General features: G+C 67.0%; 19 protein-coding genes, 1 tRNA gene and 2 pseudogenes. 6 read left to right on the forward strand and 16 right to left on the reverse strand.

Features of this window, described 5'->3' with window-relative positions; genetic code table 11:
• A partial coding sequence (locus ABTZ89_RS13655; RefSeq protein WP_351044073.1) for a TauD/TfdA dioxygenase family protein occupies positions 1-683 on the forward strand: 683 nt, incomplete at its 5' end.
• Between the two features lie 1,067 nt (positions 684-1,750).
• Here the strand turns inward: ABTZ89_RS13655 and ABTZ89_RS13660 are convergent.
• Positions 1,751-2,581 (reverse strand): annotated as a pseudogene (locus ABTZ89_RS13660) (IS5 family transposase).
• Positions 2,582-3,311: 730 nt separating this feature from the next.
• Between ABTZ89_RS13660 and ABTZ89_RS13665 the strand changes: the two are divergent.
• Positions 3,312-3,926 carry a tyrosine-type recombinase/integrase gene (locus ABTZ89_RS13665; protein ID WP_351044077.1) on the forward strand — a complete coding sequence of 205 codons (615 nt, stop codon included), beginning with the start codon at positions 3,312-3,314 and terminating at the stop codon, positions 3,924-3,926.
• Positions 3,927-4,341: 415 nt separating this feature from the next.
• Here ABTZ89_RS13665 and ABTZ89_RS13670 read toward each other — a convergent pair whose 3' ends face one another.
• The 4 genes from ABTZ89_RS13670 to ABTZ89_RS13685 form a co-directional block, all read right to left on the reverse strand.
• Positions 4,342-5,391 (reverse strand): TauD/TfdA family dioxygenase, encoded by a 1,050-nt coding sequence (locus tag ABTZ89_RS13670; protein ID WP_351044080.1) that lies wholly within the window; start codon positions 5,389-5,391, stop codon positions 4,342-4,344.
• Positions 5,392-5,797: 406 nt separating this feature from the next.
• Positions 5,798-7,072 (reverse strand): 4Fe-4S dicluster domain-containing protein, encoded by a 1,275-nt coding sequence (locus ABTZ89_RS13675; protein ID WP_351044083.1) that lies wholly within the window; start codon positions 7,070-7,072, stop codon positions 5,798-5,800.
• Positions 7,073-7,094: 22 nt separating this feature from the next.
• A complete protein-coding gene (locus ABTZ89_RS13680) occupies positions 7,095-7,418 on the reverse strand; it encodes a hypothetical protein (protein ID WP_351044086.1) in 324 nt (107 codons plus the stop codon).
• A 279-nt stretch (positions 7,419-7,697) separates the two neighbouring features.
• The gene (locus ABTZ89_RS13685; protein ID WP_351044089.1) at positions 7,698-8,273 is read right to left on the reverse strand and encodes a TetR/AcrR family transcriptional regulator; all 576 of its coding nucleotides are present in this window, start codon (positions 8,271-8,273) and stop codon (positions 7,698-7,700) included.
• Positions 8,274-8,541: 268 nt separating this feature from the next.
• Between ABTZ89_RS13685 and ABTZ89_RS13690 the strand changes: the two genes are divergently transcribed.
• The 4 genes and pseudogenes from ABTZ89_RS13690 to ABTZ89_RS13705 all read left to right on the forward strand — a co-directional run bounded on the left by ABTZ89_RS13690 (position 8,542) and on the right by ABTZ89_RS13705 (position 13,633).
• Complete coding sequence (locus ABTZ89_RS13690; protein WP_351044092.1) at positions 8,542-10,239, forward strand: thiamine pyrophosphate-binding protein; 1,698 nt, start codon at positions 8,542-8,544, stop codon at positions 10,237-10,239.
• A 299-nt stretch (positions 10,240-10,538) separates the two neighbouring features.
• Entirely contained in the window at positions 10,539-11,900 is a 1,362-nt protein-coding gene (locus tag ABTZ89_RS13695) for an MFS transporter (protein ID WP_351044095.1), read from the forward strand.
• Between the two features lie 229 nt (positions 11,901-12,129).
• Positions 12,130-12,299: pseudogene (locus ABTZ89_RS13700) on the forward strand (helix-turn-helix domain-containing protein); the annotation flags it as partial.
• Positions 12,300-12,550: 251 nt separating this feature from the next.
• On the forward strand, positions 12,551-13,633 hold the full coding sequence (locus tag ABTZ89_RS13705) for an integrase core domain-containing protein (protein WP_351044098.1): 1,083 nt from the start codon (positions 12,551-12,553) through the stop codon (positions 13,631-13,633).
• A gap of 674 nt (positions 13,634-14,307) precedes the next feature.
• Here ABTZ89_RS13705 and ABTZ89_RS13710 read toward each other — a convergent pair.
• The 11 genes from ABTZ89_RS13710 to ABTZ89_RS13760 all read right to left on the reverse strand — a co-directional run.
• Positions 14,308-14,724: a histidinol dehydrogenase gene (locus tag ABTZ89_RS13710; protein ID WP_351044119.1), complete on the reverse strand. Its 417-nt coding sequence runs from the start codon at positions 14,722-14,724 to the stop codon at positions 14,308-14,310.
• A gap of 204 nt (positions 14,725-14,928) precedes the next feature.
• Positions 14,929-15,002: transfer RNA gene (locus tag ABTZ89_RS13715), tRNA-Pro, on the reverse strand.
• Positions 15,003-15,055: 53 nt separating this feature from the next.
• The gene (mftE, locus tag ABTZ89_RS13720; protein ID WP_351044100.1) at positions 15,056-15,742 is read right to left on the reverse strand and encodes a mycofactocin biosynthesis peptidyl-dipeptidase MftE; all 687 of its coding nucleotides are present in this window, start codon (positions 15,740-15,742) and stop codon (positions 15,056-15,058) included.
• Entirely contained in the window at positions 15,739-17,082 is a 1,344-nt protein-coding gene (mftF, locus tag ABTZ89_RS13725; RefSeq protein WP_351044103.1) for a mycofactocin biosynthesis glycosyltransferase MftF, read from the reverse strand. The genes mftE and mftF overlap by 4 nt, the downstream gene beginning before the upstream one ends.
• Positions 17,079-17,861 carry a mycofactocin-coupled SDR family oxidoreductase gene (locus ABTZ89_RS13730; protein ID WP_270946677.1) on the reverse strand — a complete coding sequence of 261 codons (783 nt, stop codon included), beginning with the start codon at positions 17,859-17,861 and terminating at the stop codon, positions 17,079-17,081. Before ABTZ89_RS13730 ends, mftF begins: the two co-directional genes overlap by 4 nt.
• A complete protein-coding gene (locus tag ABTZ89_RS13735) occupies positions 17,858-18,712 on the reverse strand; it encodes a mycofactocin-associated electron transfer flavoprotein beta subunit (RefSeq protein WP_351044106.1) in 855 nt (284 codons plus the stop codon). The genes ABTZ89_RS13730 and ABTZ89_RS13735 overlap by 4 nt, the downstream gene beginning before the upstream one ends.
• 1 nt (position 18,713) lies before the next feature.
• On the reverse strand, positions 18,714-18,998 hold the full coding sequence (locus tag ABTZ89_RS13740) for a ferredoxin family protein (protein ID WP_270946679.1): 285 nt from the start codon (positions 18,996-18,998) through the stop codon (positions 18,714-18,716).
• Between the two features lie 9 nt (positions 18,999-19,007).
• The gene (locus ABTZ89_RS13745; RefSeq protein ID WP_351044110.1) at positions 19,008-20,303 is read right to left on the reverse strand and encodes an FAD-dependent oxidoreductase; all 1,296 of its coding nucleotides are present in this window, start codon (positions 20,301-20,303) and stop codon (positions 19,008-19,010) included.
• Positions 20,293-21,234 carry a mycofactocin-associated electron transfer flavoprotein alpha subunit gene (locus ABTZ89_RS13750; protein ID WP_351044113.1) on the reverse strand — a complete coding sequence of 314 codons (942 nt, stop codon included), beginning with the start codon at positions 21,232-21,234 and terminating at the stop codon, positions 20,293-20,295. Before ABTZ89_RS13750 ends, ABTZ89_RS13745 begins: the two co-directional genes overlap by 11 nt.
• A complete protein-coding gene (locus tag ABTZ89_RS13755) occupies positions 21,231-23,180 on the reverse strand; it encodes a mycofactocin system FadH/OYE family oxidoreductase 2 (RefSeq protein WP_270946682.1) in 1,950 nt (649 codons plus the stop codon). The genes ABTZ89_RS13750 and ABTZ89_RS13755 overlap by 4 nt, the downstream gene beginning before the upstream one ends.
• Positions 23,177-24,617 (reverse strand): oxidoreductase (locus tag ABTZ89_RS13760; protein ID WP_351044116.1); only part of this gene is annotated, 1,441 nt, incomplete at its 5' end. The genes ABTZ89_RS13755 and ABTZ89_RS13760, both read right to left, overlap by 4 nt.

Here is a 24,617-nt window from a genome sequence, read left to right on the forward strand (position 1 = left end):
ACAAGAACTTCGGCCGCTTCCTCGGCGCACTGGAAGTGCACCCTTTCCTACCCAAGATGGACGGGCACCAGGAGATCGTGGTGCTCGACTCGGACCAGGGCGCGAAGGCCGATGTCTGGCACACCGACGTGACCTTCGCGGCGAACCCGCCGATCGCGTCCATCCTGCAAATCGTGCAGTGCCCACCGCGTGGCGGCGACACGATGTGGAGCAACCAGTACCTGGCCTACGACGCCCTCTCCGCGCCCTTGCGTGACTTCCTCGACGGACTGACGGCCGTGCACGCCTTCGTGCATCCCAACGGAACCTCCTTCGAGGCGGAACACCCGGTGGTGCGCATGCACCCGGTGACTGGCAGGCGATCGCTGTACGTGAACCGGATGTTCACCATGAACATCCCCCAGCTGCGCCGTGCGGAGAGCGATGTGCTGCTCGGGCACCTCTTCTCAGCGGCCGAACGTCCGGAGAACGTCTGCCGGTTCAGCTGGCGGCCGGGCGCGATCGCCCTGTGGGACAACCGAGCGACCCAGCACTACGCCGTCAACGACTACACCGAACGCCGGATCGGGCACCGCGTGACGATCCTCGGCGACGAACCGAAGGGCGACCAACCGCGCTGGCCGCACCTCACGGACATCACCACTGCCGCCGACCACCGGGCACAGCCCAGAAACCAAGCATGACGGCATCAGCCGACTGATCGAGACACCCGACAGAACTCCGCCCCCCGGTGTTTCCGCTGCCTGGGGGTCGTTGGCACCTCGGGGTCCTGCGCCGCAGGCAGATGGGCCAGTGGTGCGGTGCGGATAGCAGACAGCACAGGAGACTTCGAGCGTTTCACATACACGTTTGACGTCGCCACTGTCTGCGTTCTCCGCCTCAATGAACGGATAGCCATTCACCGGGTCTCCTTCGAGAGGAAAGCCGCGGCTTGTTTGAGGATCTCTAGATGTGCAGCCTGCTGCCGTTCGCTGCCGGATTCACCCATCGCCGACTGGTGCTCGCCGACTTCGGACGAATGCTCCTCAGCATCTGCGCGGTGCAGAAGTCCAGCATGCCGGAACCATCCTCGCGTGCGCGAGGATCCGGCAGCCAGTGGACAGTCGGGTCAACCTCAGACCCTGAGCAGTGCTTGCGGGTGATCCAACAGCCAGTTCCCTTGCTGTACAAGCAGAAGGCTCTCCCTATCTGCCCGATGGGGAGAGCCCTCGCGCGCAAGACCGAGTCAGCCTGCCGTGCTTAGCACTGCCCGTACCAGGCTGGCACGACGCGGGACTGCTGGGTCTCTGCCACCGCGACCGACTCGATGCTCAGGATCGCAGAACAAGCGAGTAATCCCGCAGTGATGAATCGGTTAAGACCTTGGGCCATGTTTCGGGGGACCCCTATCTGTGCTTACTCCCTGTGCGGGAGCATCTGACTCAAACGCTTGCGAGGGACCGTCGACTGTGTCGTGGGTTACTCACTGAGGCGAGTCTAGCAGTTAATGATCATGGTTTTTCGCGGGCCCACTTTGTGCCAAAACGCCTCTACAGCACCCTTTTTCAGAGTGTTGTTCACATTTTGTCGAGGCGTTCCCGGACGGCCGTCCACTGAGGATCGTCAAGCTCCCGGTAGAGGCGCAGCGAGCGCAACCATCCCTTTTCCGCTGCCTCATGGCTGCCCATGCGGTGCAGGGCGGTGGCGAGGATGTCGAGGGCACGCGCTTCGGCCCGTGGCGGACCATCAGCGTTGAGGCTTAGAGCGTGTCTCATGTGGCTGCTTTGCGAAGTTTCTTGTGGCAGGTGAGTGCTGCGCTGAGGGTGAGGAAGGCGCAGAAGTGGTGGGCGTATCGCTCGTATCGGATGCTGAGCCGGCGGTAGCCGAAGGCCCAGGCGATGGTCCGTTCGATCACCCAGCGATGTTTGCCGAGCTTCTTGCTGGATTCGATGCCTTTACGGGTGATGCGCACGGTAATGCCTTGATCGCGGACCCAGCCGCGCAGGTCGATCTGGTTGTAGGCCTTGTCGGCGTGCTGTTTTGCCGGTTTGCGCCGTCGCGGCCCGCGGCGGGATTTCTTCACTGCCGGGATCGCCAGGACCAAAGGTTTTAGCGCGTAGGAGTCGTTGGTGTTGGAGGCGGAGACGGCCACCGACAACGGCAGCCCGACTCGGTCGGACAACACGTGGATCTTCGATCCGGACTTGCCTCGATCGACCGGGTTCGGGCCGGTCATGGATCCCCTTTTGGCCCTGACGGACGCATCGTCAGGGCCACCCGCGACCAGTCGATCATGCCTTGGCCGCCCAGTTCATCTAGCACCGCCCGATGCAGCTTGCGCCACAGACCGGCCGAGATCCATTCGCTGAACCGGCGATGCGCCGTAGGGACCGGTGACCCCGAACGACGGTGGCAGCAAACGCCACGCGCAACCAGTGGTCAACACGAACACGATGGCCGTGAACACGGCTCGGTCGTCCACCGGTGTCGTCCCACCGCCCTGCGGTCGCGGCTCGAACCGCGGAATGAGCGGCTGCGCCAACGCCCACAGCTCATCGGGCACCAAACGTCGGGAGAGATCATCAACACAAGAAGCGATCATGATAGACCTTGATCAACCACATGAGACAAGCCCTGAAGACAACGTCGCACCAGCACGAATTTGCTGTTTCGCCAGCACATCGCTTCACCGGTCACAGCTGCTCCGACGCAGCAGCTAAGAGCGAGCGTCGCCCCCTGCCGGTCACCACCCAGTACCACGGAGCCGCCAGCGCGCTACGCGATCAATCAGGCTCACACTTTCAAGGTGATCACGAGGTCCGCAAGGCGTAAACACCCACAGATCAACAGTGATCTATGACACAGCCCAGTTCACCCAGACGGGTGACTATCCGATCATGCTCAGCCCGACCCCATTCCGGCCAGTCAAAGGCCAGCCTCCCAAAATCCTCCCAAAAATCGCCGAAATTCGAGACAGGCCTCTCCGGAGCGATCATCGAAGATCCACAAACGTACGCAAAAAAGCCCATTGACCTGCACTTACGTGCTGATCAACGGGCTTCTCAGACCGTCGGGACGGCGGGATTCGAACCCACGACCCCTTGACCCCCAGTCGAGTGGGCGGTCAGCGGCATGCTCAACTTCGTTCTTCGAGGTCGGTTCCCAGTGTACTCAGCGAAGTAAAGGAGTCCATGAAATCGCCCTCCACCTCTCTTCGCTCGCGGTCCACCTCAGTATCCCAAACAGGAGCAGCGGCGCCCACCCGCTCCGGTTAACCAGACGCGCTGTCGAGGCACCTTCTCTCGGCACTACGCTGCCTGTACACCCACGCCGTGGCCGATGAGCTGATCAGCGAAGCGAGCAACCCGGCGCTGCGGGTCTCCAAGCCCCGTAGGTTTCCCAGCACACGACGAGCCCTGTCGGACATCAACCGGGTCGCGGCCAGCACCGGTAACGACCCTCTTCTAGACAGCCTCCTGCTCCGGCTGCACACCGAAACCGCCTGCCGTCGCGGAGGCGCACTGTCACTTCGCCCACGAGACCTCGACATCGAGCAGTGCCTGATCCGGCTGAGAGAAAAGGGCGAGACCCTGCGCTGGCAACCGGTATCCCCGAAACTGATAGTCCATCTGCAAGCGCACTCGGACCGCCGCGGAGACGGCGACCCTGACGGACAACTTCTCCGCTATACTAACGGTTCTCCCATTACCCGCCGGCGATACGACCACCTGTGGACGCGTCTGGGACGCCATCTGCCGTGGGTGGCCACCCAGCAAATCTCCACACACTGGCTGCGGCACACCACTCTGACTTGGGTCGACTGCAACTTCTGCTACGCCGTCGCCCGCGAGTACGCAGGCCACACCAACGGCCATGGCGACACCGGGCAACCGCGACTTACGTCCGCGCGAACCTCCCCGAAGTCGCCACCGCCCTCTCAGCTCTAACAGGAGAGGCACACCCCCTCGCGACTCCCCCGTGAGCCATGACGGACCGACAGGGCGATCGGTTAACCGTTGATTTCAGCTGCCACCAACATAACGTCATTGCCACGCGTCGGCTGTAGCCGTCACCGAGAAACGCCCCTTGGTTGATGTTGGCGAGGAACATCAGCAGTCAACGTACCCGCCACGAGCTATATCAGCTGCAGACCATCACAGTCGATCTTGACAGCGCGGTCGCGCGAAAAGGCGACAACGCTTAGGGGAAAACGATTCGCCGCAACGCTTCCCGGAACTGGACCACGGACTCAGCGGGTAGCCCCTCGAAGTATCCGCTGTGCGCCTGGTCCACCAGCGTCTGCGCCTCGTCGCGCACCTGGTGCGCCCCTTCCTCTGTGGCCGCGATCAGCCTGTTTCGCGTTCAGATGTTCGAGGGCAGCTCCATGAACGGCGTCCGCTGGCGGGCCCAGTTCGGGAGATCGGCCTCCGAGTAGATGTCGTCCTGGTCGGCGGGGCGCCGCTTCCACGTGGGGATGTTGAGCCACAACCGCATCAGGTGCCGGCGGCGGTCGATCTCGGGGTGGTCCTCGTAACGGGTGCGTCCGTGGACGATCAGCCGGTTGTTGAGGAATTGGATGTCTCCCGGGGCGATGTTCATGTCGAGGTAGAACTCCGGAGAGCTGGTCAGCTCGCACAGCAGCTCGAGCGCCTCGTCCTGTTCCTCGGTGAGGGTGAAGGCACCCATCTGCGCTGCGTCCCTGACCTGGGACACGTGGACGCAAGAGCTGAACTCCCCACCTTTTTGGGAGAAGATGGCAACGTTGTCCGTCGTGACGAGACGCCCGTCGCCCTTCTCCGCGTCCAGCCGACCACGGGCCACGGGCATTCCCCGGTACAAGACCTCGGCGAGATCCGGTCGGGTCCGGACCATGTGGTCGTGCACGGCGACCGCGCTGGCGATGCGGCTGGCGCCGCCCACCTTGGCCTCGCGCAGGCACAGGAGGGCCACGACATCGTGGCCGTCGGAGTGCATGTTCATCGCACTGGCGGTGCGGTAGCCCCGCAGCTCACCCTGGACGACGTCGGAGACGTCGCGCACATGACCCAGCAGCTCACCGTTCGCCGACTGCGGGATGATGACGCCGAGGTGGGCGCCGAGACCGCAGTAGATCCGTGCGAGGTCGTCGTCGGAGTACCGGTCCCGCGCAATGCCGCGGATGAGCACGAATCCCCGGCCCGACCGGAGCTCCTCGCGGAGCCGTTCGAGGAACGCCCCGACGGTCGTCAGCGGGAACGTTTCCGCGGTGATCTCCGGCAGGTCCAGGTCCCCGAGCGACCGGAGGTGCGACAGGGCGGCGTCGATCTCCTTCAACTCGGATTCGGACAGCTGCCAGAGCCCGTCCTCGCGGTAGTCCAGTTCGCTCCCTTTCCAAGAGGAGCGCCCGCCGACCGCGGAAAGGTGATCAAACATGTCAGTTCTCCTGGTGTCCGAAGGGTTTTCGTCATGTGCCGGATCTCGATCTACCGGGGCGCATCGAAGCATCCCGGTACTTTGGGGTTCGGGATAGTTTCAGGGGTCCAGCACCGTTTTTGTTCTGGCAGATTCCTCGCTGATTCGCGGCATTCGCCCACCCACTGTCCTGATAGGACCGGCTGGGTGCTCAGCCGAGAACAGTGCACGATACGGCCAGCAGCGTCACGAGGCCGCACGCGATGACGAGGAGGCGAGCCGGTCGGCCACCACCCGCAGCCGATCGTCGCGGCCTCGGCAGGACTTCCCGCAAGGACGCCGCCGTGGTCAGACCAGCGACGATCATGAGCATCCAGTGTCACGGCACTCGCAGAACACATGGAAGAACCTGCGGATGCTCTCCTCGCTAGGGATGAGCGGTGTCCCCGGAATCTGGTCGCGATGCGTGCTGACCAGGAGGACTCCGGCGGTCCGGGTCGAAGGCGAACCCGCGCGGCTGCATGAACTCGATCGATACGCGAGGTGTAGCGCCAGGACCGTAGTGCTCGCCGTCGATGGGCCAGTCGTAGCCTTCGAGCTCATCGGTGTCCTTGCCGAGGATCCGGCCCGACCGCGCGAACTCGTCGAGGACGTCGGACAGCCCGTAGCGCTGGACCGGGCAGACCTTCATGCACACCGAACATCCCGCCGCCTGCCCCACCACGGGCAAACACCGCTTGGTGTTGAGCTTGGCCTTGACCACCCCGCGATGCTCTTTGCGGGTAGCCGGGATGGCGCCTGCCGGGCATCGGCGCACGCAGATCTGGCAGCGGTCGCAAACACCCTCGATCCCGTAATCCACGGGCTGGTCGAACTCCAGCGGCGCGTCGGTGGTCAGCACTTCGATCCGACACCGCGACCCGGCGTACGGGGTGAGCAGCTGCCCGTTGAGGCCAAGCTGGCCGAGCCCGGCCTCGACCGCGTACGGGATCACCATCGACTCGCCCGCATACCCCTCCGCCCGGGCCCGGTAGCCGTGTTCGCGCAGCCACTCGACGAGCGCAGCCATCCGGTCTTCCAGCTCGGCGTAGGTCGACAGCGCGGCCCGCTCCGAGGTCAGGCTCGGGATCAGCTGGGTGGACGAGTAGTTCTGCTCCAGGATTCCCACCACCACCCGGTCACCGACGGCCAGTCCCTGGCTTTCGGCGTAGGTGTACTTGGGCTGGTGCGGCGCCACCCCGACGGCGCTCAACCCGATCCGCTGGGCCTCGGCTTTCAGCCGTGCGGTCAGCTCCGCGGGTGACAGTGGAGTGGGTGCGGCCGTCGGCGCGGTGCGCTGCTGGGTGCGTGCCCGGGCCGCACGCTGCACCCGGGGAGCGCAGCTGATGATCGACGACCACATGGAGCTCATCGGAATCCACGCCTCGGGATGCAGCTGGAAGAAGTTGTGCAGCGGAGCGGTTCTCGCGACCGCTTCCTGAGCGGCGTGGTCGAGCCGCACGCCCGCCACGGTCCGAAGCTCATCCGGGGCAGGCGCCACCGGGCTCCGCCACGGGCGTGCCGGTGACCGCAGTCGACCCATCCAGCGGATCGGGAGCATCGGAACTACCCAGAACTTCGCGCGATGCGGGACCAGACGCCTGCCCAGCGGCTGCAGCAGTTCGGTGACGACGTGCGCGGCGTGCAGCAGTTTCCTCCGCACGGGACCGCGCCGGAATCTTCGCTCAGCACCGGTCATGGCTCTGCGCGCCCTTGCTCCGGCCCGGCAGTTCAGAGGGCAGCTCTGGCAGCCGAACAACCTCGCCGCACATCGTGTGCGGCGAGGTTGTGTGCGGGTAGTCGACCTCCAACAGGAGCTCACCCACCCCGGCCGCATTGCGACTGACGATGCGGGTCTCGAAGTCGGGAACGGTCTTGCAGGTGTCTCGGACAACGCGCATACCGGTTTCCTGGTCGCGCTGGGGAAGTCGGTCCCACCACAGGTTCGGGAGCTCGACGACGTCGTTGTCGACCGAGATGCACCAATGTTCGGCGATTGCACCGTGCATGGTTCATACCTTTCCGGGAATTGCCAGCAGCGAACGCGAAAACGAGGAATCGAGCGGTGAATCCAGCGAGCAAGCTCTCTAGCCATGCGGCTAAACGCATCTAGCCATATGGCTAGAACGATGTCAATCGCGTACTACCGCATCAGCCGAACGGACCACCCCCGAACGACGGCGCCGGCAGCAAGACCTCTCCCGGAGCGGGGTTTCAGCACGTCGCCAACGCGCGTCGGTCAGCGGGCCACTACCCGCACCACCAAGCAGATGAGTCCAAGACGCGCACTAGAGGTCGACCACCGCCCGGCGCAGCATGGCGTAGATGGTCTTGGTCAGCTCGTCCTCCGGTATGTCCCCAAGCCCTGCGATCTTCTGCACGAACGACCCGAAAAGCCCCCAGCCGAGGGCGACCCCGGTCAGTGCGGCAACCTGCACTCGCGGATCCGCACCGGACTCCTCACCAAGCTCCGATTCGATCCGGTGGCCGAGCTCCAAGAGCGCCGGCGAGCGCCCCACCAACGCAGCCGGATCCCGCCCCTCCAGCAGGACGTGCGCGAGCATGCGCACGTACTCGGAGGACTTCGGGCGCATGATGAACGCGACCGCAGCCGACGCGTCCTCCGCCTCGGCGAAGTGGTGCGCGAAATCTTCCGACGCCGTCCGGAAGACCAGCCTGAGCAAGTCGTCCTTGGTGCCGACGTACTGGTGGATCAAGCCGTAGTTGACGTCGGCAGCCGACGCGATCTCCCGCAGGGACACATTGCCCGGCCCCCGCTGCGCGAACAACGCCCGCGCCGCGGCGATGAGCTGGGCGACGACTCGATCGCGCGCCGGAGATCCCGCGCCATCCTGATTCCGCATTGATTTAGCCACACGGCTAGGGTACGTGTAGAGACACCTCGAGCCCGGCAACGAAGAGGCTCGCTCACGAAGATGCCAACAGCCGCAGCGCGCCGGACAGCTGCAAGGCGCTGACCAGCGATCGGCAGCCGGACGCGGCGGTGTTCGCTCCCTGCAGGTCCGCGAAGGGGCGCGATCAGCACGGCCCAGCACGCCGAGAGCAGGATCGAACCCTGGCGCCGACGCCCCGATTTCCCGATCCCGGTCACGAGGAGAAGAGGGGGTTCACGTGTCACACGTTCAACGAGATCGCGAATCGCGCCGTTTGCCGTCGACGGCGCGCAACGAGCTCGCCGGTGGCGAGGCAGTCGCCCTCGCGCTGGAAGCACTTGGCGTCGACACCGTCTTCACCATCCCGAGCGCCCACAATCTCGCGATCTTGAAGGCCATCCACCTGTGGACTGCGATCACAGTCGTCAGCTGTCGGCACGAGCAGGGCGTCGTACACGCCGCAGACGGGTACGCGCGCACCGCTGGCAAGCTCGGGGTGGGCATCGTCAGCACCGGACCGGGCACGGCCAACGCCATGGGCGGGCTCTTCGAGGCGCAGTTCGCCTCCTCGCCGGTATTGCTGATCACCAGCCAGATCGAGTCGCGATACCTCGGCCGAGGCCATGGATACGTGCACGAAGCCGATCAACAGGCCCGCATGCTCAGCACCCTGTGCCGCGAAGTGGTCACGGTCGAGCACGCCGACCAGATCACCGAGACGATCATCCGGCTGGGTCGGTCCGCCGTGCGCGACCGGCCGAGGCCGGTAGCCGTCGAAATCCCAACAGATCTGCAGGAGTCCTCGGCGCTGACCAACGCACGACAGGTGAGTGCGGCGGCGGTCCCGATCGCGCGACGTCAACCGCCCCCGGAATCGATCGACCATGCCGTCGCTCTCCTCGAGTCGGCTCGGCGACCGTTGATCTGGGCGGGAGGTGGCGTCATCCGGTCAAGGGCCGAAGACGCGCTGCTGCGCGTCGCTGAGCGCTGGCAGGCGCCGGTGCTGACCAGCCGGGAAGGGCGCGGTTCCATCCCAGAAAATCATCCGCTGAGCCTGGGAGGTGTCGCCATTGCCGGCGACGTACCGGACTACATCGGATCGTGCGATGCGGTGCTCGCCGTCGGCACCCGCTTCCAGCACTACCCGACCGCCACCTGGACGCTGCCGTTCTCGAAGAACCTCGTCCACCTCGACGTGGACCAGTCCGTGATCGGACGCAACTACCCGGTGGCAGCCGCCATCGTGGCCGATGCCGAGGCAGGCCTGCGGGCACTGCACGCGGCTCTCCCGGAACCTGCCGGTGAAGAACTCGTCGCCCGCAAGGAACACCTGGAAATCGGCAGGGCAGCTGTCTCGCGCGCCCGAGGACTGCTCACCGACCGCGCTGGACCGGACCAGCTCGCGATCTGCGAGTCGATCAAGAGGCACCGTCCCGTCGAGAGCGTCGTCGTGCGCGATGCGACAGTTCCCGCCTACGTCTGGGGCGAGGGCCTGCTGCCGATCCTCCGTGCGCGGACGTCGATCCGGTCCACCGCGGCAGGTATCGGCCCTGGCCTCCCCTTGGCTATCGGCGCAGCACTGGCCGCGGATCAGCACGTGGTGCTGCTGCAAGGCGACGGTGGATTCATGTTGAGCGTCGGGGAGCTGGCCACCGCCGTGCAGCTCCAGGCGCCGGTGGTGATCTGCCTGTTCAACGACCGGGGGTACCAGATGTTGCGCAACATCGAGTCCCGCATCGACGACGGCATGCAGCACGACGTCGATCTGGCCACACCGGACTTCGCCGCCCTCGCCGAAGCCTTCGGCGCGAAGGGAACCCGGGTGTGCAGCGCGGCGGCCTTCGACGCGGCCTTCGTCGATGCTCTGGGCGTGCAGGGGCCAACGCTGATCGAGATCGACATGTCCGCGTTGCTGCCCATGAAGCCGCAGAACTAGTTCGGCGCGGCAGAACTGCGCGCGTATCGGTTCTCCTTGTGCCGCAACGAAAGGATCGGGAAACTTCGGTGTTGCCGATCCTTCCAAAGTGGTTTCTCCACTGGTAATCTGACGACCTAACCAAGCAATTGCTTGCTGCCCCTGCGCCATCAGCGACATCTTCGGCGGATCCAGTCCACATACCCCAGTTCTCCGCACAGCACGCCTTCGCTCGCGCTCTTCACGCTGCTGTCCACTTTGGATGGCTGTGATCGGCCCTGCTGCGTCAGCGTGCGTTGTCATGCAGTTGAGGAGTCCTCATGTCCGCACACCCAGACCAGGTGAGATCGGAGCCGAACGAAAGTCCGAGACAGCCTGCGCGGGCTGCCATCTCGAGCTTCCTGGGCGCGACGATTGAGTTCTACGACTTCTTGCTCTACGCGCAGGCGGCGGTGCTCGCCTTCGGTCCGGTGTTCTTTCGCGGCTCGCCACCCGAGGTGGCTACGATCGCAGCCCTGGGAACCTTCGCGACCGGATATCTCGCCCGGCCTCTCGGCGGTCTCGTATTCGGGTATTTCGGCGACCGCCTCGGTAGGAAGAAAATGCTCATCCTGTCGATGATGACAATGGGATTGGCCTCCACCGCAATCGGTTTGATCCCACCGCCGACGGTGATCGGTCCTTGGGCGGCGGTCATCCTCGTCTTCCTGCGGGTGTGCCAGGGCATCGCGGTCGGCGGCGAGTGGGGTGGCGCTACCTTGCTCGCCTACGAGCATGCCGGCGTGAAACGGCGGGGCTTCCTGGCATCCTTCACGCAAGCGGGGGCACCCACGGGCATGGCGCTGGCATCGCTCATGCTCGGTCTTTTCGCCTACCTCCCGACCAGCGAGTTCCAGAGCTGGGGTTGGCGAATTCCGTTCTTGTTCTCGATCGTCCTCCTGGCCCTGTGCCTGTTCGTCCGGGCCGGGGTGAACGAGTCCCCTGAGTTCAACACCCTTGCCAAACGCCGCGCGGAAGGGACGCCGGAGGCGAATCGCCCGTTGCGGGACGTCTTCCAGCAGCCACGCCCGGTCCTGATCTGCATCTTCGGCACGTTGGGGAACTTCGTGCTCGCCGGCATGCTGGAGACCTTCGGGCTCGCTTATGCCGTCAGCGCTGGAACGCCCAAGCACGAAGCGCTGGTCATGTGGTCCGCCGCATCGGTCTTCCTGATATTCGTCACCGTCGGAATGGGATACCTCTCCGACCTCGTGGGCCGCGTCCGGTTGATGATCATCGGATACCTCGCCTTCGCCGCCCTGCTCTACCCCGTCTTCTACCTGTTCTCGCTCGCGGACAAATTCGCGGTGCTAGGCGCGCTGCTCTTGACCAAAGTGGTGCACGGCATGATCTACGGTCCGCTGGCCGCATTCATCGCGGATCAGTTCAGACCTGAAATCCGCTACGTCGGCGCTTCTGCCGGCTACCAGGTCGCGTCGCTGCTGGGGAACGGCTTGGGCCCCTTGGCGATCACAGGCTTGTACGCCGCATCCGGCCAGAACGTCGTGCCAGTGGTCGCGGTGGGATCCGGTTGCTGCCTGCTGAGCGCGATCGTCGTGTTCACTTCCCGTTTCCAGCGCGATCGTGAACGGCGCTCTCCATCGATCCCCGGTCGAAAGTGCGAATCGGGTACGCGCACGTAGTTTCCCCCAGCGAGATGTCAATGATGACGGCCTTCGTCGTGTTGCCACGAAGTCCTTGCGAATTCAGGAGAGGCGAGCGCACTGCTGAGTGCGAACGGATTGCCGACCTCGCCCACCGCGTAGTCCTTTCCTCGTCGTGATGACGCAACTACCCTGGCGCTCCACCGCGGCATCACGGAAGACGAATTCGGTAATGCCCGACATCAACGCCATCGATGGAGCTCGACCGGTGAACCTCGCGAACCTCGACCTCAACCTGCTCGTCTCCCTCGACCACCTACTCCGGGAGCGCAGCGTCACGCGCGCCGCCGAGCGCATGAACCTCGGGCAACCCGCGCTGAGCGCGGCGCTGGCCCGGCGCGCCGCCACTTCGGCGACGAGCTGCTGACCCGGGTCGGCCCTTCCGGGCCAGGGGATCACGACGCCCCCAGGCTTGCTGGCCGTCGAGATCCGTTATCATGACTGGGCCTAAAAGATTCAGGCTGGTGTGGTTATTCCAGCCCTCACGCCCAGGTGAGATGCAGTCGCACCCGATGGTGCGAACCCGAGGCGCAGCCCAACTCCCGCAAACGGAGCGTGTGGGGCTCGTTTATTCATCGCTGCTGATCAAACGACCCCAGCTCCAGAAGTAGGTCTGCGATCATGCTCGGATGATCGTGTCGCTGCTGTACAAGGTGACCCGACGTCTGCTCTCCGTTCCCACAGTGCTACTGCGCAGGGAGACAACGAAGGACGCCGAACTGCTCGTCCTACGGCACGAGAATGCTGTGCTCCGGCGCCAGCTCCGACCACCCCTGCGGTACGAGCCTGCGGACCGACTGTGGCTTTCCGCCCTGTCCTCGCTGATCCCCCGCCGCCGCTGGGCGCAGGTCTTCCCAGTCACGCCGGGCACACTGATGTCCTGGCACCGGAAGCTGGTGGCCCGACGGTGGGACTACTCCGAACGGCGCCGACCTGGACGACCGCCCACGAGGCCGGCCATCAAAAAGCTCGTGCTCCGTCTCGCCCGCGAAAACAGCCGATGGGGACACCGCCGGATCCAGGGCGAACTGGCCCGGCTCGGCCATCCGATCGCCGCCTCGACCGTCTGGGAAATCCTGCACGCAGCCGGCATCGACCCGGCCCCGCGCCGCAGCGGCCCGACCTGGCGCGAGTTCCTTTCCGCACAAGCCAACGGCGTGATCGCCTGCGACTTCCTGAGCATCGACACCAGCGGCCTACAACGCCTGTACACACTGGTCTTCCTAGAACACCACACGCGGCGCCTGCACATCACCGGCGTCACCGCACACCCGACCGCCACCTGGGCTACTCAGCAAGCGCGCAACGTCGCCGACGACCTCGGCGCGCGTATGGACTCACTGCGTTTCCTCATCCGGGATCGCGACAGCAAGTACACCGACACCTTCGACGCGGTGTTTCAAGCCGAAGATATCGAGATCATCAAGACGCCGGTCCGGGCGCCACGAGCGAACGCGCACTGCGAGAGAGTGATCGGCAGCCTCCGTCGAGAAGTCCTCGACCACGTCCTCATCCTCGGTGAGGCCCATGCACGCCGCATTCTTACCGAATACCAGCGGCACTACAACGAGCATCGCCCCCACCGAGCCCGGAACCAGCTACCACCCGAAGCCGAGGAGCAACCACTCCCGGTACAGGACTCGCCCACCCGCCACGTCCTACGCACCCGCGTCCTCGGCGGCGTTACCAGCGAGTACCGATACGCCGCTTGAACAGCGACGATGAATATTCGAGCCCCACACCATTCCCGCGTGTCCCACCGAGCTGTCCCGGGACTCGACTCGGTGGGACACGCGGGACAGGACTCACGAACTCAGTTTCTCGCTCACGTCAGCTGCCGTCAGGAAGCTGAAGGCGTGTAGTTAGCGTGCAAGTCCGTCCTCGGACACGTAATTTCCTTACGGCATCATGATCTTTCGACCGCGCTCCGGGCAGGTCCTTGGCATCAGCGTCCGGCACGGGCATAAGAGGCTAGGGCGTTATTGGGAAGCGGCAAAAGTGGTTCCGGGCCACTCGCGCATGATCACTGCAATGACGCCGGCAAACGATCAACAAACGTCCACGCACAACACAAAGAAGCCCGTTGACCTGCACTTACGTGCTGATCAACGGGCTTCTCCGACCGTCGGGACGCCGGGGGGCAACGGCGTGATCAAGCTCGTTCTTCGAAGTCACCGCGTAGCTTACACAGCGAAGCAAAAGGAGTCCACAAACTGAGCACGTGTTAAGTCCTGCCGCAGGGTGACACGCTCGCCCGCGCCTGATCCAGGCTTGGCTTCCCTGCCATCGATGCCGCGGCCCTGACGGCCACGTAGAGACGCGGCGCCATGGACCACCGTCCGCACAGACCTATTCACCCAGTTCAGTGACACGCTTGGACCAGCAGCTACTTGGTTTCCGCAATGAAGGCGTTGCCCGGGCCGGGGAGGACGCTCACCGAGTCGATTGTCTCGGTGTCCAGCGCCAGCGCGGCGATGGCCTGCACGCGGCCCAGGACGAAGATGTCGTCGGCGCCGACCAAGTGCATTGCCACCACGCTGATCGACGACGGGATGCCCTCATTCGGCGGTGTCGTCGCGACCACCCGCCCGACACCTGCTACCTCCTCCATCAAGACCGTCCGGTGCGCCGACGCGGTCAGCGGGTAGCGCCTACCCGGACATAAACCGCAGCGGCGCCGATCGAGATGTTGCACTGTCCCAAGTAGACACCCAGGAGGATTCCGACCTCGAAGTCCCAGATCGAAATGAAGCACCTTGGCCGTGTCCGCAAGCCGGGCTAAGTCTCCGCTATGGACATCCATCTCCACACCATCGGCGAAGCCGGTCAAAGGGTCCAGAGCAGCTGCAACCAGGACCTATCACTGGATAGCAAGCACGCCGCCAGGCATGACCATTTGACGGGAAGTAAAGGAGTCCACGACCGACATGCTCGGCGCGAACCATCCGCCACAGATCACAAAAAGAAGATCCCCGCAGGCTCTGACCTGCGGGGATCCTCTCCACCGTCGGGACGGCGGGATTCGAACCCACGACCCCTTGACCCCCAGTCAAGTGCGCTACCAAGCTGCGCTACGTCCCGGCCCACCTCTTGGGTGTGCAGATAGCCTACCGCACCGCTGAACGGGCGATCATCTACCCCCCTCGTTTGGTGTTTTCGCTGATCCAGGCGTCGACTGCCGTCGTCAGGGTGTGGGTCCAGGTGGTCAGGATTCGCTCGCCCTCGGCTGCCGTCGCTCCTCTGGGGTCACCGAGGACGCCGTTGGGCGTCACCGCGGCCAGGCCCTTCGCGCGGAGGGTGGGGAGGAGCTCCGGGAGCGGCGTGGTGGTTCCTGGTTCCGCGCGGTCGAGGTGGACTGCCTCTGGGCGCAGGGCCAGCATCACCGATGTTTCCGTGCGGCCTGCGTGGGTGTCGGTGGGTCGTCCTGGTGGGGACCAGGCGAGGGCTCGGCGGTTCTCGTCGGTGAGGGTTCGGAGCGCTCGGCGGAGGGGTTCGGCGTTGCCTCCGTGGGCCGAGATCAGGACCACTCCTGCGTAGGCATCGGCTGAGCGGACCAGTTCGACGAGGAGGAGTTCCACCGCTCGTTGGCCGATCGACAGGGTTCCCGGGAAGCCCGCGTGCTCGCCGCTCGAGCCGTAGGCCACCGGCGGGGCCACCAGGACCGGACGTTGCTGCGCCAACCGTTCGCACAGGGCGACCGCGATCTCGGTGTCCACGGTGAAGGGCAGGTGGGGGCCGTGCTGCTCGGTGGCTCCCACCGGCACCGCCAGCAGGACCGACTCGTCGATCTCCGGCCAGGTCAGGTCCGCCAGGTTCGTCATGACCGCTCCCCCGCTGTCGGGACGCTGCTGCGGCCGCCGACGTCTGACAGGACCGGTAGCAGCGGCGTCGCGGTGCGTGCTTTAAGCGCGCCGCGGAGCACTCCGCAGCCATAGGCCGCGTCGTCGGCGATGCGTGCGAGGGTCCAGCGGGCCGGGTCCAGGGGTGGGCGTTCGCGGGCCCAGTCCAGCAGGTGCCGCAGCGCCACCGCGGTCAGCACTCGCCGACCGCTGCGGGTCGTGGCCAGCAGCGGGATGGCGATCGGGGCCCAAGGTCTGCCGATGGCGTCGGCCAAGCAGCGACCCGCGCCGAGGGTTCCGAGTGCGGTCAGTCGCAGTGACTCCGTCGTCGGGACTCCGGTCTTGCCGAGCTTTCGGGCGAGCAGTGCCGCTGAGCCTCCGATGACGGCGAGAGCTGGACCGATGCGGCGGGCGCTGATCAGCGCCCACGCAGCAGCGCTCCACAGCGACGTCCGGGCCGGGGCGACCGCGGTGCCGTGGCGGACTGCCAGGGGACCGGCCGAGGTTCCGTAGCCGTAGCGCTGGCGGATCAGGGCCGTCCAGGTCCGGCGTGGTCGGTGGTGCACCGTCGCCGCGGGTTCGTAGCGGACCTGGTGGTGCTGGGCCAGGCGCCAGATCAGGTCGACGTCTTCGCCGAAGCGGAGGCTCTCGTCGAACCCGCCGACTTCGCGGAGGACGTCGGTCCGGACCACCAGGGCCGCCGTGGGCACGTAGCTGATCCGGCTGCCCGGCTGGACCAGCCCTGGTTGTTCGCCGAGGTCCAGCGGGGATCTCGCGCACTCGTAGCGGGCGAGCGCGGTGTCGCCTGACATGCTGCGAACGCGGGGCGCCACCGCCGCGACTTCCGGATCTTCGAAGTGGCGGAGCAGCGGTTCGAGCCAACCTGGTTCGACGCTGACGTCCGCATCGAGGAACGCCACGAGCGGCGTGTTGACCAGCCGCAAGCCCGCGTTGCGGGCCGCTGCCGGGCCCCGCGGGGTCTCGTGCCGGATCGCCGCGCCGGGAACCGGGGGCCGGGATCCGTCGTCCACGACGATCGCCGAGTCCGGCGCTCGGTGGTGGTCGTCGCGCACCGGCAGCACCAGCGTCACGTCCTCCGGCCGGAACCGCGCCTGGTCGTAGCGGGGGTGCATCATGCCTGCTCGGACCAGGCGTTGCGCGAGCGTTGCTCCCGCTGTCACCGGTTCACCTGCGACCCAGCCGTCGACCAGGCGCGCTCCGGCTGCGCTCAGCCGGAGGATGCGGAACGGCGATCCGCCGGCGAGGGTCCGGCCGTCGGCGAAGCGGCGGAGTCCGGGGTCGGGCGCCAGCCGGAGGGTCATGCGGTGAAACCTCCGTCGGCGTGCACCACGGTGCCGGTGATGGCCGAGGACTTCTCGTCGCACAGCCAGCACACCGCCGCCGCCACCTCCTCGGGCTCCAGGAGTCGTTCGACGAGTTGGTGCTGGCTGAACTCCTCGACGTCGGGCAGGTCGTAGTAGGCCGCGGTGGCGGTGAGCATGTCGGTGCGGGTCGATCCGGGCGACACCGCGGTGGCGGTGATCCCGGTGCCGCGCAGGTCGGTGGCCAGGCCGCGGATCAGGCCGACCACCGCGTGCTTGGCCGCGTTGTACCCGGCGAGGTGGTAGAGGCCTTGGTGCGCAGCGGAGGAAGCCAGGGCGACGAAGCGTCCCGAGCGGGGTTCGGGTCGTTGCAGCATCGTCGGCACGGTGGCGCGGGCCAGGTTCGCGACGCCTCGGACACCTACGTCGAACAGCGCGTTCCACTGCTCGTCGGTGGTTTCCCACAGCGGTTGGCCGCCCGCCATGACGGCTGCCGCCGCGACTGCTGCGTCGATCCCGCCGAATTCGGCCTCCGCCACCCCGGCGGCTCGTCGAACGGCGGTCTCGTCGCGAACGTCTGCGACGACGTCGCGCACCGACTCCGGCCACTGCTCGGCCAGTTCTCGCAGCTGTGCCCGGGTGCCGAGCGGGTAGGACGCGCCCGGGATGTCCTCGCAGACGTCGACTGCGACCACGCGCCAACCGCCTGCGGCGAGCTGGCGGACGACCGCTGCGCCGATGCCGCGTGCCGCGCCGGTGACGATCGCGACCCTGCTCATGACTGCTCCGCTGCTTCTCGCTGGACAGTTGAGTAGCCGTGGCGTTGCAGGTACTCCAGCAGAGCGTCGGCGGCTTCTGATGCCGAGAGCGGGCCGACGATCGTCGGTGGGGTGCGCTCGACCAACGCGCCGGTCAGCTCCAAGATCCGGTCGTGCGCGGCCGGTGCAGCCGGGGGCGGGAGTTCTCGCGGACGTGGGCGGCGCGGGCGGGTGGAAACCGCTGGGCCCGGCTGAGTTTCGAAGGGCACAGAGGGGATTGCGGTGTTCTGAGCGGCCAGCACCGCTGGCAGGCTCGCGCGGCGCAGGCGAGTGCCGCCTTCAACGGAGACGACCGCTGGAGCCGGCAGGCGGAGGACTTCGCGACTACCTCCGTCCAAACGCCGGTGGGCCAGGACCTTGCTCCCCTCCGTTTCGAGCCTGACCACGCCAAGAGCCTGCGCGGCGCCTAGGCGAGCGGCCAGGAACGCCGGCGTGGTGCCGGTTGCACCGTCGGACGACCTGTCGCCGCACAGCACCAGGTCAGGGGTTGTGCTCAGCGCGGTTGCGATCGCTCTAGCGGTCTCGGCGCCATTGGAGGCCAACCAGCGAGGATCCGGTGAGCCGTCGCACTCCACTCGGATCGCTTCGTGCGCTCCAGCGGCCAGCGCGGTGCGCAGCACTTCATCCGCCTCTGGCGGCCCAACCGTCACGGCCAGGACATGGCCGTCCAGTTCCTCAGCGAGCCTTAGAGCATGTTCGAGCGCCGCGAGCTCCGCAGCGTTGGAGCCCCGATGCTCGGCGGTGACAGCTCCTGTCAGCGGGTCCACTTGGGTGCGCTGCCAGGACCAGCTCAGCGCTGCGACGATCTGCATGTCAGCCCTTCCGGAACACGACGCCGTGCCCGCCGTCGGGGTAGGTCCAGGTGATGGCGCCGGCCGAGTTGCAGAGCTGGTAGCAGGTGCCGCATTCGAAGCACTGCTCGTAGTTGAACAGGATTCCGCCGTCATCGGTGGGCACGAACAGCTTCGCCGGGCACGCCGGTACGCACGCCTTGGTCGTGCAGGAGCGGCAGACCTCGGTGTCGACCGCGATGTGCGGGCGGTCCCCGACGTCGAACTCGACGGTGGCCATCCGGTCCGCGAAGGACATCTCGTGCATGTTCGCTCCTCAGCCGAAGGTCCGGAAGCCCGCCCAGGCATCCGCGGCGAGTTCGCGGAGGCGGATGCCGTGCCTGGCGGCGGTTCGTCGGAAAAGCTTGCGCAACCCCGGTTTCGGTTCCGGGTTGCGGACCGTGAAGACCTCTTGGGCCAGGTCGCAGAGCAGCTTCGGGTACTGCCGCTGGACCCGCTCGGAGAGCACCAGGTGCGGGGCGCGCTGCAGGTTCTCGTGGTCGGTCAGGACGAAGTTGTCGCGCAGCCGCCGGCGGTAGCCGGACAGGTCCCGGCTGCCGGTGGCGATCGCTTCGGCTGTCGCGCGGCCTGCCGCCAGTCCGGATCCGATGGCGAAGTTGACGCCCTCCAGCCAGATCCCGGCCGCCAAGCACATCGCGGCGGCATCGCCTGCGACGAGCATTCCGTCGGTGCTCAGCGGTGGCATGCTGCGGTAGCCGCCTTCGGGGATCATGTGCGCCGAGTACTCCTTGAGCTCGGCGCCGCGCAGGTACGGCGCGATCGCCGGGTGGGATTTGAAGTCGGCGAGCACGTCTTCGGGGCGGCGCCCCGCCTCGGCCAGGCCGGTCAGCGACAGCACCACGCCGATGCTGATCGTGTCCCGGTTGGTGTAGAGGAATCCGCCGCCCGGGATGCCTCCGGTGCAGCCGAGGACCTCGAAGTCCGCACCGTCGTCGCCCCGCAGCCCGAACCGCTCGTCGATGGTGCGGCGCGGCAGCGCGAGGGTTTCCTTGACGCCGAGCGTGTGGTGCTGGGCATCGGCCGTGGGGAGCAGACCGGCTTGCTTGGCCAGGAAGGAGTTGACGCCGTCGCAGGCGATGACCACGTCGGCGCGGATGTCGCCGTCCGGGCGATCGGTGCGCACCCCGACCACGCGCCCGCCCTCGCGCAGCAGCTCGGTGGCCACGGTGGAAGTCACCAGCTGCGCTCCGGCCGCGACCGCTTTGCCGGCCAGCCAGGAGTCGAAGTCGGCACGGTAGGTCGTCATGCCGTTGTGCGGTGCGCTCCCCCAGTCCTGCGTGCGGAAGTCTACGGTCAGGGCCTGGGTGTCGGTCAGCACCATCGTGCTGCGGCGGGTGACCCAGCGCTGCACCGGCACTTCTTCCCACCAGTTCGGCAGGACCTCATCGAGCACTCGGCCGTAGACGACCCCGCCGTAGACGTTCTTGGCGCCGGGGAAGGGCCCGCGTTCCAGCAGGATGACGCTCCGCCCGGCACGGGCCAGTTCCAGCGCGGCGGCCGAACCGGCTGGCCCGGCGCCGACCACCACCGCATCCACCCGCTCAACGCTCATCGGCGGCTCCGTTCAGTCGGCGGGCGAGTTCGTCCAGGACGGCTGGTGCATCGGCGATGATGCCGAGGTCGGCCATCGCCGTCATCGGACAGGACGGATCGGTGTTCACACTGATCACGTGCTCGGGGCGGCCGAGCCCACCGACGTGCTGGGAGGCACCGGAGATGCCGAACGCGACGTAGAGGTCCGGGTCGACGACCACCCCGGTGGTGCCGATCTGGCGGTCGTGCCCGGCCCATCCTGCGTCGGTGATGACCCTGGTCGCGCCTGCGGAAGCCCCGAGCGCGGCGGCGACCTCGGTGAGCGTGCGCATCGCGGTGGTGCCGTCCTCACCTGGTCGCACGAGTCCGGCGCCTGCGCCGAGGATCCGGTCGGCTTCGGTGAGTTCCACCGTTTCCGGGTCAGGTGCCAGGACTTGGATCGTCTCGGCGTCGAGGACGTCGTCGGGGAGTTCCAAGGGCAGCTCGACCGGTTCCGAGCTCGGCACCGGTTCGGGCACTCCCCGCGCTCCGGGCTGGAGCGTCACCACGACCGGGCTGTTGAGCTGCACCTCCACCGCCAGCTGATCATCCACTCTGGACAGTTCAACGTGCGTCGACGTGCAGCTGGTGGCACCGGCGAACAACCGCCGGTCCATCTGGAAAGCCAGTCTCGCTGCGAGATCACGTCCGTCGGGGGACGCGGGGAGCAACACGACCGGAACGCTGTCCAGAACCGGAGCGAGGGCTGCAGCCAACGCGCCGGGCGCAACTCTCGGCACCTCGCTGGTCCAGACAGTCCGGGCAGCGGTCAGCTCGCCAGCCGCGGCCCGCGTTCCCGTCCCGACCAGCAGGACCGCTCCCCCGCACTCGGCGATGGCTTCGTCAGCTCCGCTGGGTAGCGCCGCGTCGCGGACGACCACGACGGCCAGCACCTCGGGCAGCTCGGTCACAAGCCCACCGCCAATCGATGTCCTTCGACCACAGCGGCGTGCGCACGTCGCGGGGCGATGCAGTCGCCCGCGCGGTGAACCGCGAACGCCGAGCCCTTCAACTCATGCCACAGATCGTCCTCGGGCGCCTGGTGAGCAGCGCAAACCACCCAGTCGAAGCGCGCCTCGGCCATGTCCCCCGTGGTGTGCTTGAGAATCTGCAGCACCACACCGCCGGAGTCACCGGCCGCGGACATCACGACCTCGTCGGTGCGCTGCTCGATGCCCTTGGCGTGCGCGCGGATGTTGAAGGTCTCCATGTCCAGGGTCACGCCGAGGTCCTGGCAGACCACCATGCCCGGCGTCGTGATCTGCACCCGGCAACCGCGATCGGCCAGCAGCTCGGCGACCGAAGCGGCCTGGTGGAAGCCGAGCTCGTCGACCACCAGCACATCGCCTTCAGGCGCGACGCGTCCCTCCAGCACGTCGCGGACGTCGACCACCCGCTCCGCGTCCCCGGCCCAGTGGACCGGCTGCGGCCGGGCGCCGGTGGCCAGCACGACGACGTCGGGGTGCTCACCGCGCAGCATCTCGGCCGTGGCTGCCACGTTGGTCTTGACGTCCACGCCGAAGCGCTCGCACTCCGCGCGGAGGTTGCGCACCACGTCGAGGAATTCCGCACGACTGGGCACCGAAGCCGCGACCGCGACCTGGCCCCCGGTGGACGGTTCGCGCTCGAACAGGGTCACGTGGTGGCCGCGCTCGGCTGCGGTCGCCGCGGCCTGCAGACCGGCCGGTCCACCACCGACGACGAGCACCCGCTTGCGCAGGCGAGGCATCGGCAGCGGGGTGGACTCGCGACCGGTGCGCGGGTTCTCGATGCAGCCCAGCCAGCGGTTCAGCCCCATCCGGCCGACGCATTCCTGGTTGCAGGACAAGCAGGTCCGGATGTCGTTGCGATGCCCGGAACGGGCCTTGGCCGCGAAGTCCGGGTCCGCGATCTGGCCGCGCACCACGCCGACCAGATCGCAGTGCCCCTCTTCCAGAGCGCGTTCGGCCTGCAGCGGGTCCTTGATCCGCCCGACACCGACGACCGGCAGGTTCACCGCACGTCGGATCGCGTTCGAGATGAACAGCGCGTACCCGGGCGGAACGGTCATGGAGGCCTCGATCATGTAGAGCGTGGAGGTGGCCACGCCGATCGAGGTGTTGATGTAGTCGACCTTGCCGGTGGCCTCGACCAGCTTCGCGACCTCGACGGCCTCCTCGATGGTGGTGCCGCCCTCGATCAGCTCGTCACCGCACAACCGGACCCCGAGAGCCCGATCCGGTCCGATCGCCTCCCGGACGACGTCGATGATCTCCAGCAGGATCCGGGCGCGGTTGACCAGCGGACCGCCGTAGGCATCGGTGCGCGTGTTGGTCGCCGGGGACAGGAATCCGCGCACGATCGAGGAGTGCGAGCACTGCAGCTCGACACCGTCGAACCCGCCTTCCGCGCAGTGGCCGGCCACGGTGCCGTAACCCGCGACGACCTCGGCGATCTCACCGGTGTCGATGGCCTTGGGCACCTCGCGGAACATCGGGTCGGGCACCGCGGACGGCGCCCACACCGGCAGCCTCGAGTACATCGAGGACGCCTGTCCTCCGTTGTGGTTGAGCTGCGCGAGGATCGGGACGTCGTGGGCGTGGACTGCCTCGGTGATCCGCCGGTAGCCAGACACCACCTCGGGCCGGAATCCGTGGATCAGCTTCTCGTAGGGCCAGTCGGTCGGGTGGGTGGAGTGCTCCTCGGTGATGATCAGCCCGGCACCGCCCTCGGCACGCGCCGCGTAGTAAGCGGCGTGCTGGTCGGTGGGCACTCCGTCCCGGGCGTAGTTCGTCAGGTGCGCGGAGAACACGATCCGGTTCCGGACGGTCAGCGGCCCGATGCGCAGCGGCGAGAACAGGTAGCGGTGTTCGCTCATCGCGCTCCCTCGAGTGCGGTGATCCGGTGCGCGGCGCGTCGGCCTTCCAGGATCGCTTCGTGGATCGTGCGCGGCGCCACGCAGTCCCCGGCCCGCAGCGCACCGGCGGGTTCCGGATTCGGCAGGCGATGTCCGCAGTGGACGACCACCGCGCACGGCACCTCACGGCGTTGGGCGGTGAAGACGTCCTCCAGCACGACGTGACCGGGATGGACCTCGCGCAGCAGGGAACGCTTCTCCAGGCGCACGCCAGCTCGTTGCAGCCGCCCGTTCGCATCGGCCAGGTCTCCGGTCAGGGCCAGCTGGGTGCCCACGACCTGGTCCTGGGTGACGATCGCGGTCTGCCGCCCCTGCTCGGCGAGCAGCTCAGCGACCCCGACGCCCACCGCGTCGCCGATCGGATCGACCACCACGACCGGCCCTTCCGGAAGTGCTTCGCGCGCCAGCAGGGCAGCGACGTCGAGGACCTCACCGCCGAAGTCCTGGTAGGCGCGCGGGCCTGGAATGGAGCCCGTCGCGACCACCACGTCCCGGCCGATCAGGTCATCGTCGCCGATCTCGGTGCCGAGGGTGACGCGGACGCCGAGCCGACGCACCTCCGCCTCCAGCCAGTCCGCGAGCCGTCGCAGCCGTTCGCGACCGCCCACCTTCGCTGCCAGCAGCAACGAGCCGCCCAGGCGTTGCCCTCGCTCGACGATCTCCACTGCGTGCCCAGCCAGGGCGAGCACCCGCGCGGCCTCCATGCCGGCCGGACCACCACCGACGACGAGCACCTCGCGCGGAGCCGACGGGACACCGATCTCCTCGGTCCCCTCATGACCGCTGAACGGCTCGCCGATGCACGAAACGATCGGATTGCGGTTGTCCCGCACCCGGCACTTCTGGTTGCACAGCACGCACGGCCTGATTTGACCCGGCCGGCCGGAACGGACGAGCTCGACCAGCCGCGGCTCGGCGATCTGCGCCCGCGTCATCTCGACCAGGTCGGCAACACCGTCGTCCAGGGCCTGCTGCGCCTGCCCCGGGTCCACGACGCTGCCCTGCAGGACCACCTGAGGACCGCTCACGGCTTGGCGGATCTGGTGGCAGAGGTCGCTGTTGAACCCCGGCTCGGTGTGCAGGTCCGGGCGGGTCGCCGAGGTCGCCATCGCGGATCCGCGCACCACCACGAGGTAGTCGATCAGGTCGGAGACCGCCTGGGCGATCTCCGTCGCCTGTTCCGGGGTGATGCCCGCCCACGGTGCGAGTTCGTCGCAGGACAGCCGCAGACCCACGACTCCCTCGCCAACAGCGTCCCGGACCGCGGTCAGCACCTCGTGCAGCAGCCGCTTGCGGTCCTCGCCGTAGCCGTCCGAGCGCTGGTTGGTGAGCCCGGAGAGGAACTGCCTGAGCAGGGAGAACTGCCCTGCTTCCAGCTCCACGCCGTGCAACCCGGCA

Origin of the sequence: Saccharopolyspora sp. NPDC002686 (genome assembly GCF_040295745.1) — a bacterium.
GTDB classification, from domain to species: domain Bacteria; phylum Actinomycetota; class Actinomycetes; order Mycobacteriales; family Pseudonocardiaceae; genus Saccharopolyspora; species Saccharopolyspora oryzae.

What these genes read in the sequence shown, in the direction of transcription:
- ABTZ89_RS13670 (WP_351044080.1), bottom strand. Translation starts at nt 5,391, where the DNA reads ATGTTTGATCACCTTTCCGCGGTCGGCGGGCGCTCCTCTTGGAAAGGG.
- ABTZ89_RS13680 (WP_351044086.1), bottom strand. Translation starts at nt 7,418, where the DNA reads ATGCACGGTGCAATCGCCGAACATTGGTGCATCTCGGTCGACAACGAC.
- ABTZ89_RS13685 (WP_351044089.1), bottom strand. Translation starts at nt 8,273, where the DNA reads ATGCGGAATCAGGATGGCGCGGGATCTCCGGCGCGCGATCGAGTCGTC.
- ABTZ89_RS13695 (WP_351044095.1), top strand. Translation starts at nt 10,539, where the DNA reads ATGTCCGCACACCCAGACCAGGTGAGATCGGAGCCGAACGAAAGTCCG.
- ABTZ89_RS13705 (WP_351044098.1), top strand. Translation starts at nt 12,551, where the DNA reads ATGATCGTGTCGCTGCTGTACAAGGTGACCCGACGTCTGCTCTCCGTT.
- ABTZ89_RS13710 (WP_351044119.1), bottom strand. Translation starts at nt 14,724, where the DNA reads ATGGATGTCCATAGCGGAGACTTAGCCCGGCTTGCGGACACGGCCAAG.
- mftE (WP_351044100.1), bottom strand. Translation starts at nt 15,742, where the DNA reads ATGACGAACCTGGCGGACCTGACCTGGCCGGAGATCGACGAGTCGGTC.
- mftF (WP_351044103.1), bottom strand. Translation starts at nt 17,082, where the DNA reads ATGACCCTCCGGCTGGCGCCCGACCCCGGACTCCGCCGCTTCGCCGAC.
- ABTZ89_RS13730 (WP_270946677.1), bottom strand. Translation starts at nt 17,861, where the DNA reads ATGAGCAGGGTCGCGATCGTCACCGGCGCGGCACGCGGCATCGGCGCA.
- ABTZ89_RS13735 (WP_351044106.1), bottom strand. Translation starts at nt 18,712, where the DNA reads ATGCAGATCGTCGCAGCGCTGAGCTGGTCCTGGCAGCGCACCCAAGTG.
- ABTZ89_RS13740 (WP_270946679.1), bottom strand. Translation starts at nt 18,998, where the DNA reads ATGCACGAGATGTCCTTCGCGGACCGGATGGCCACCGTCGAGTTCGAC.
- ABTZ89_RS13745 (WP_351044110.1), bottom strand. Translation starts at nt 20,303, where the DNA reads ATGAGCGTTGAGCGGGTGGATGCGGTGGTGGTCGGCGCCGGGCCAGCC.
- ABTZ89_RS13755 (WP_270946682.1), bottom strand. Translation starts at nt 23,180, where the DNA reads ATGAGCGAACACCGCTACCTGTTCTCGCCGCTGCGCATCGGGCCGCTG.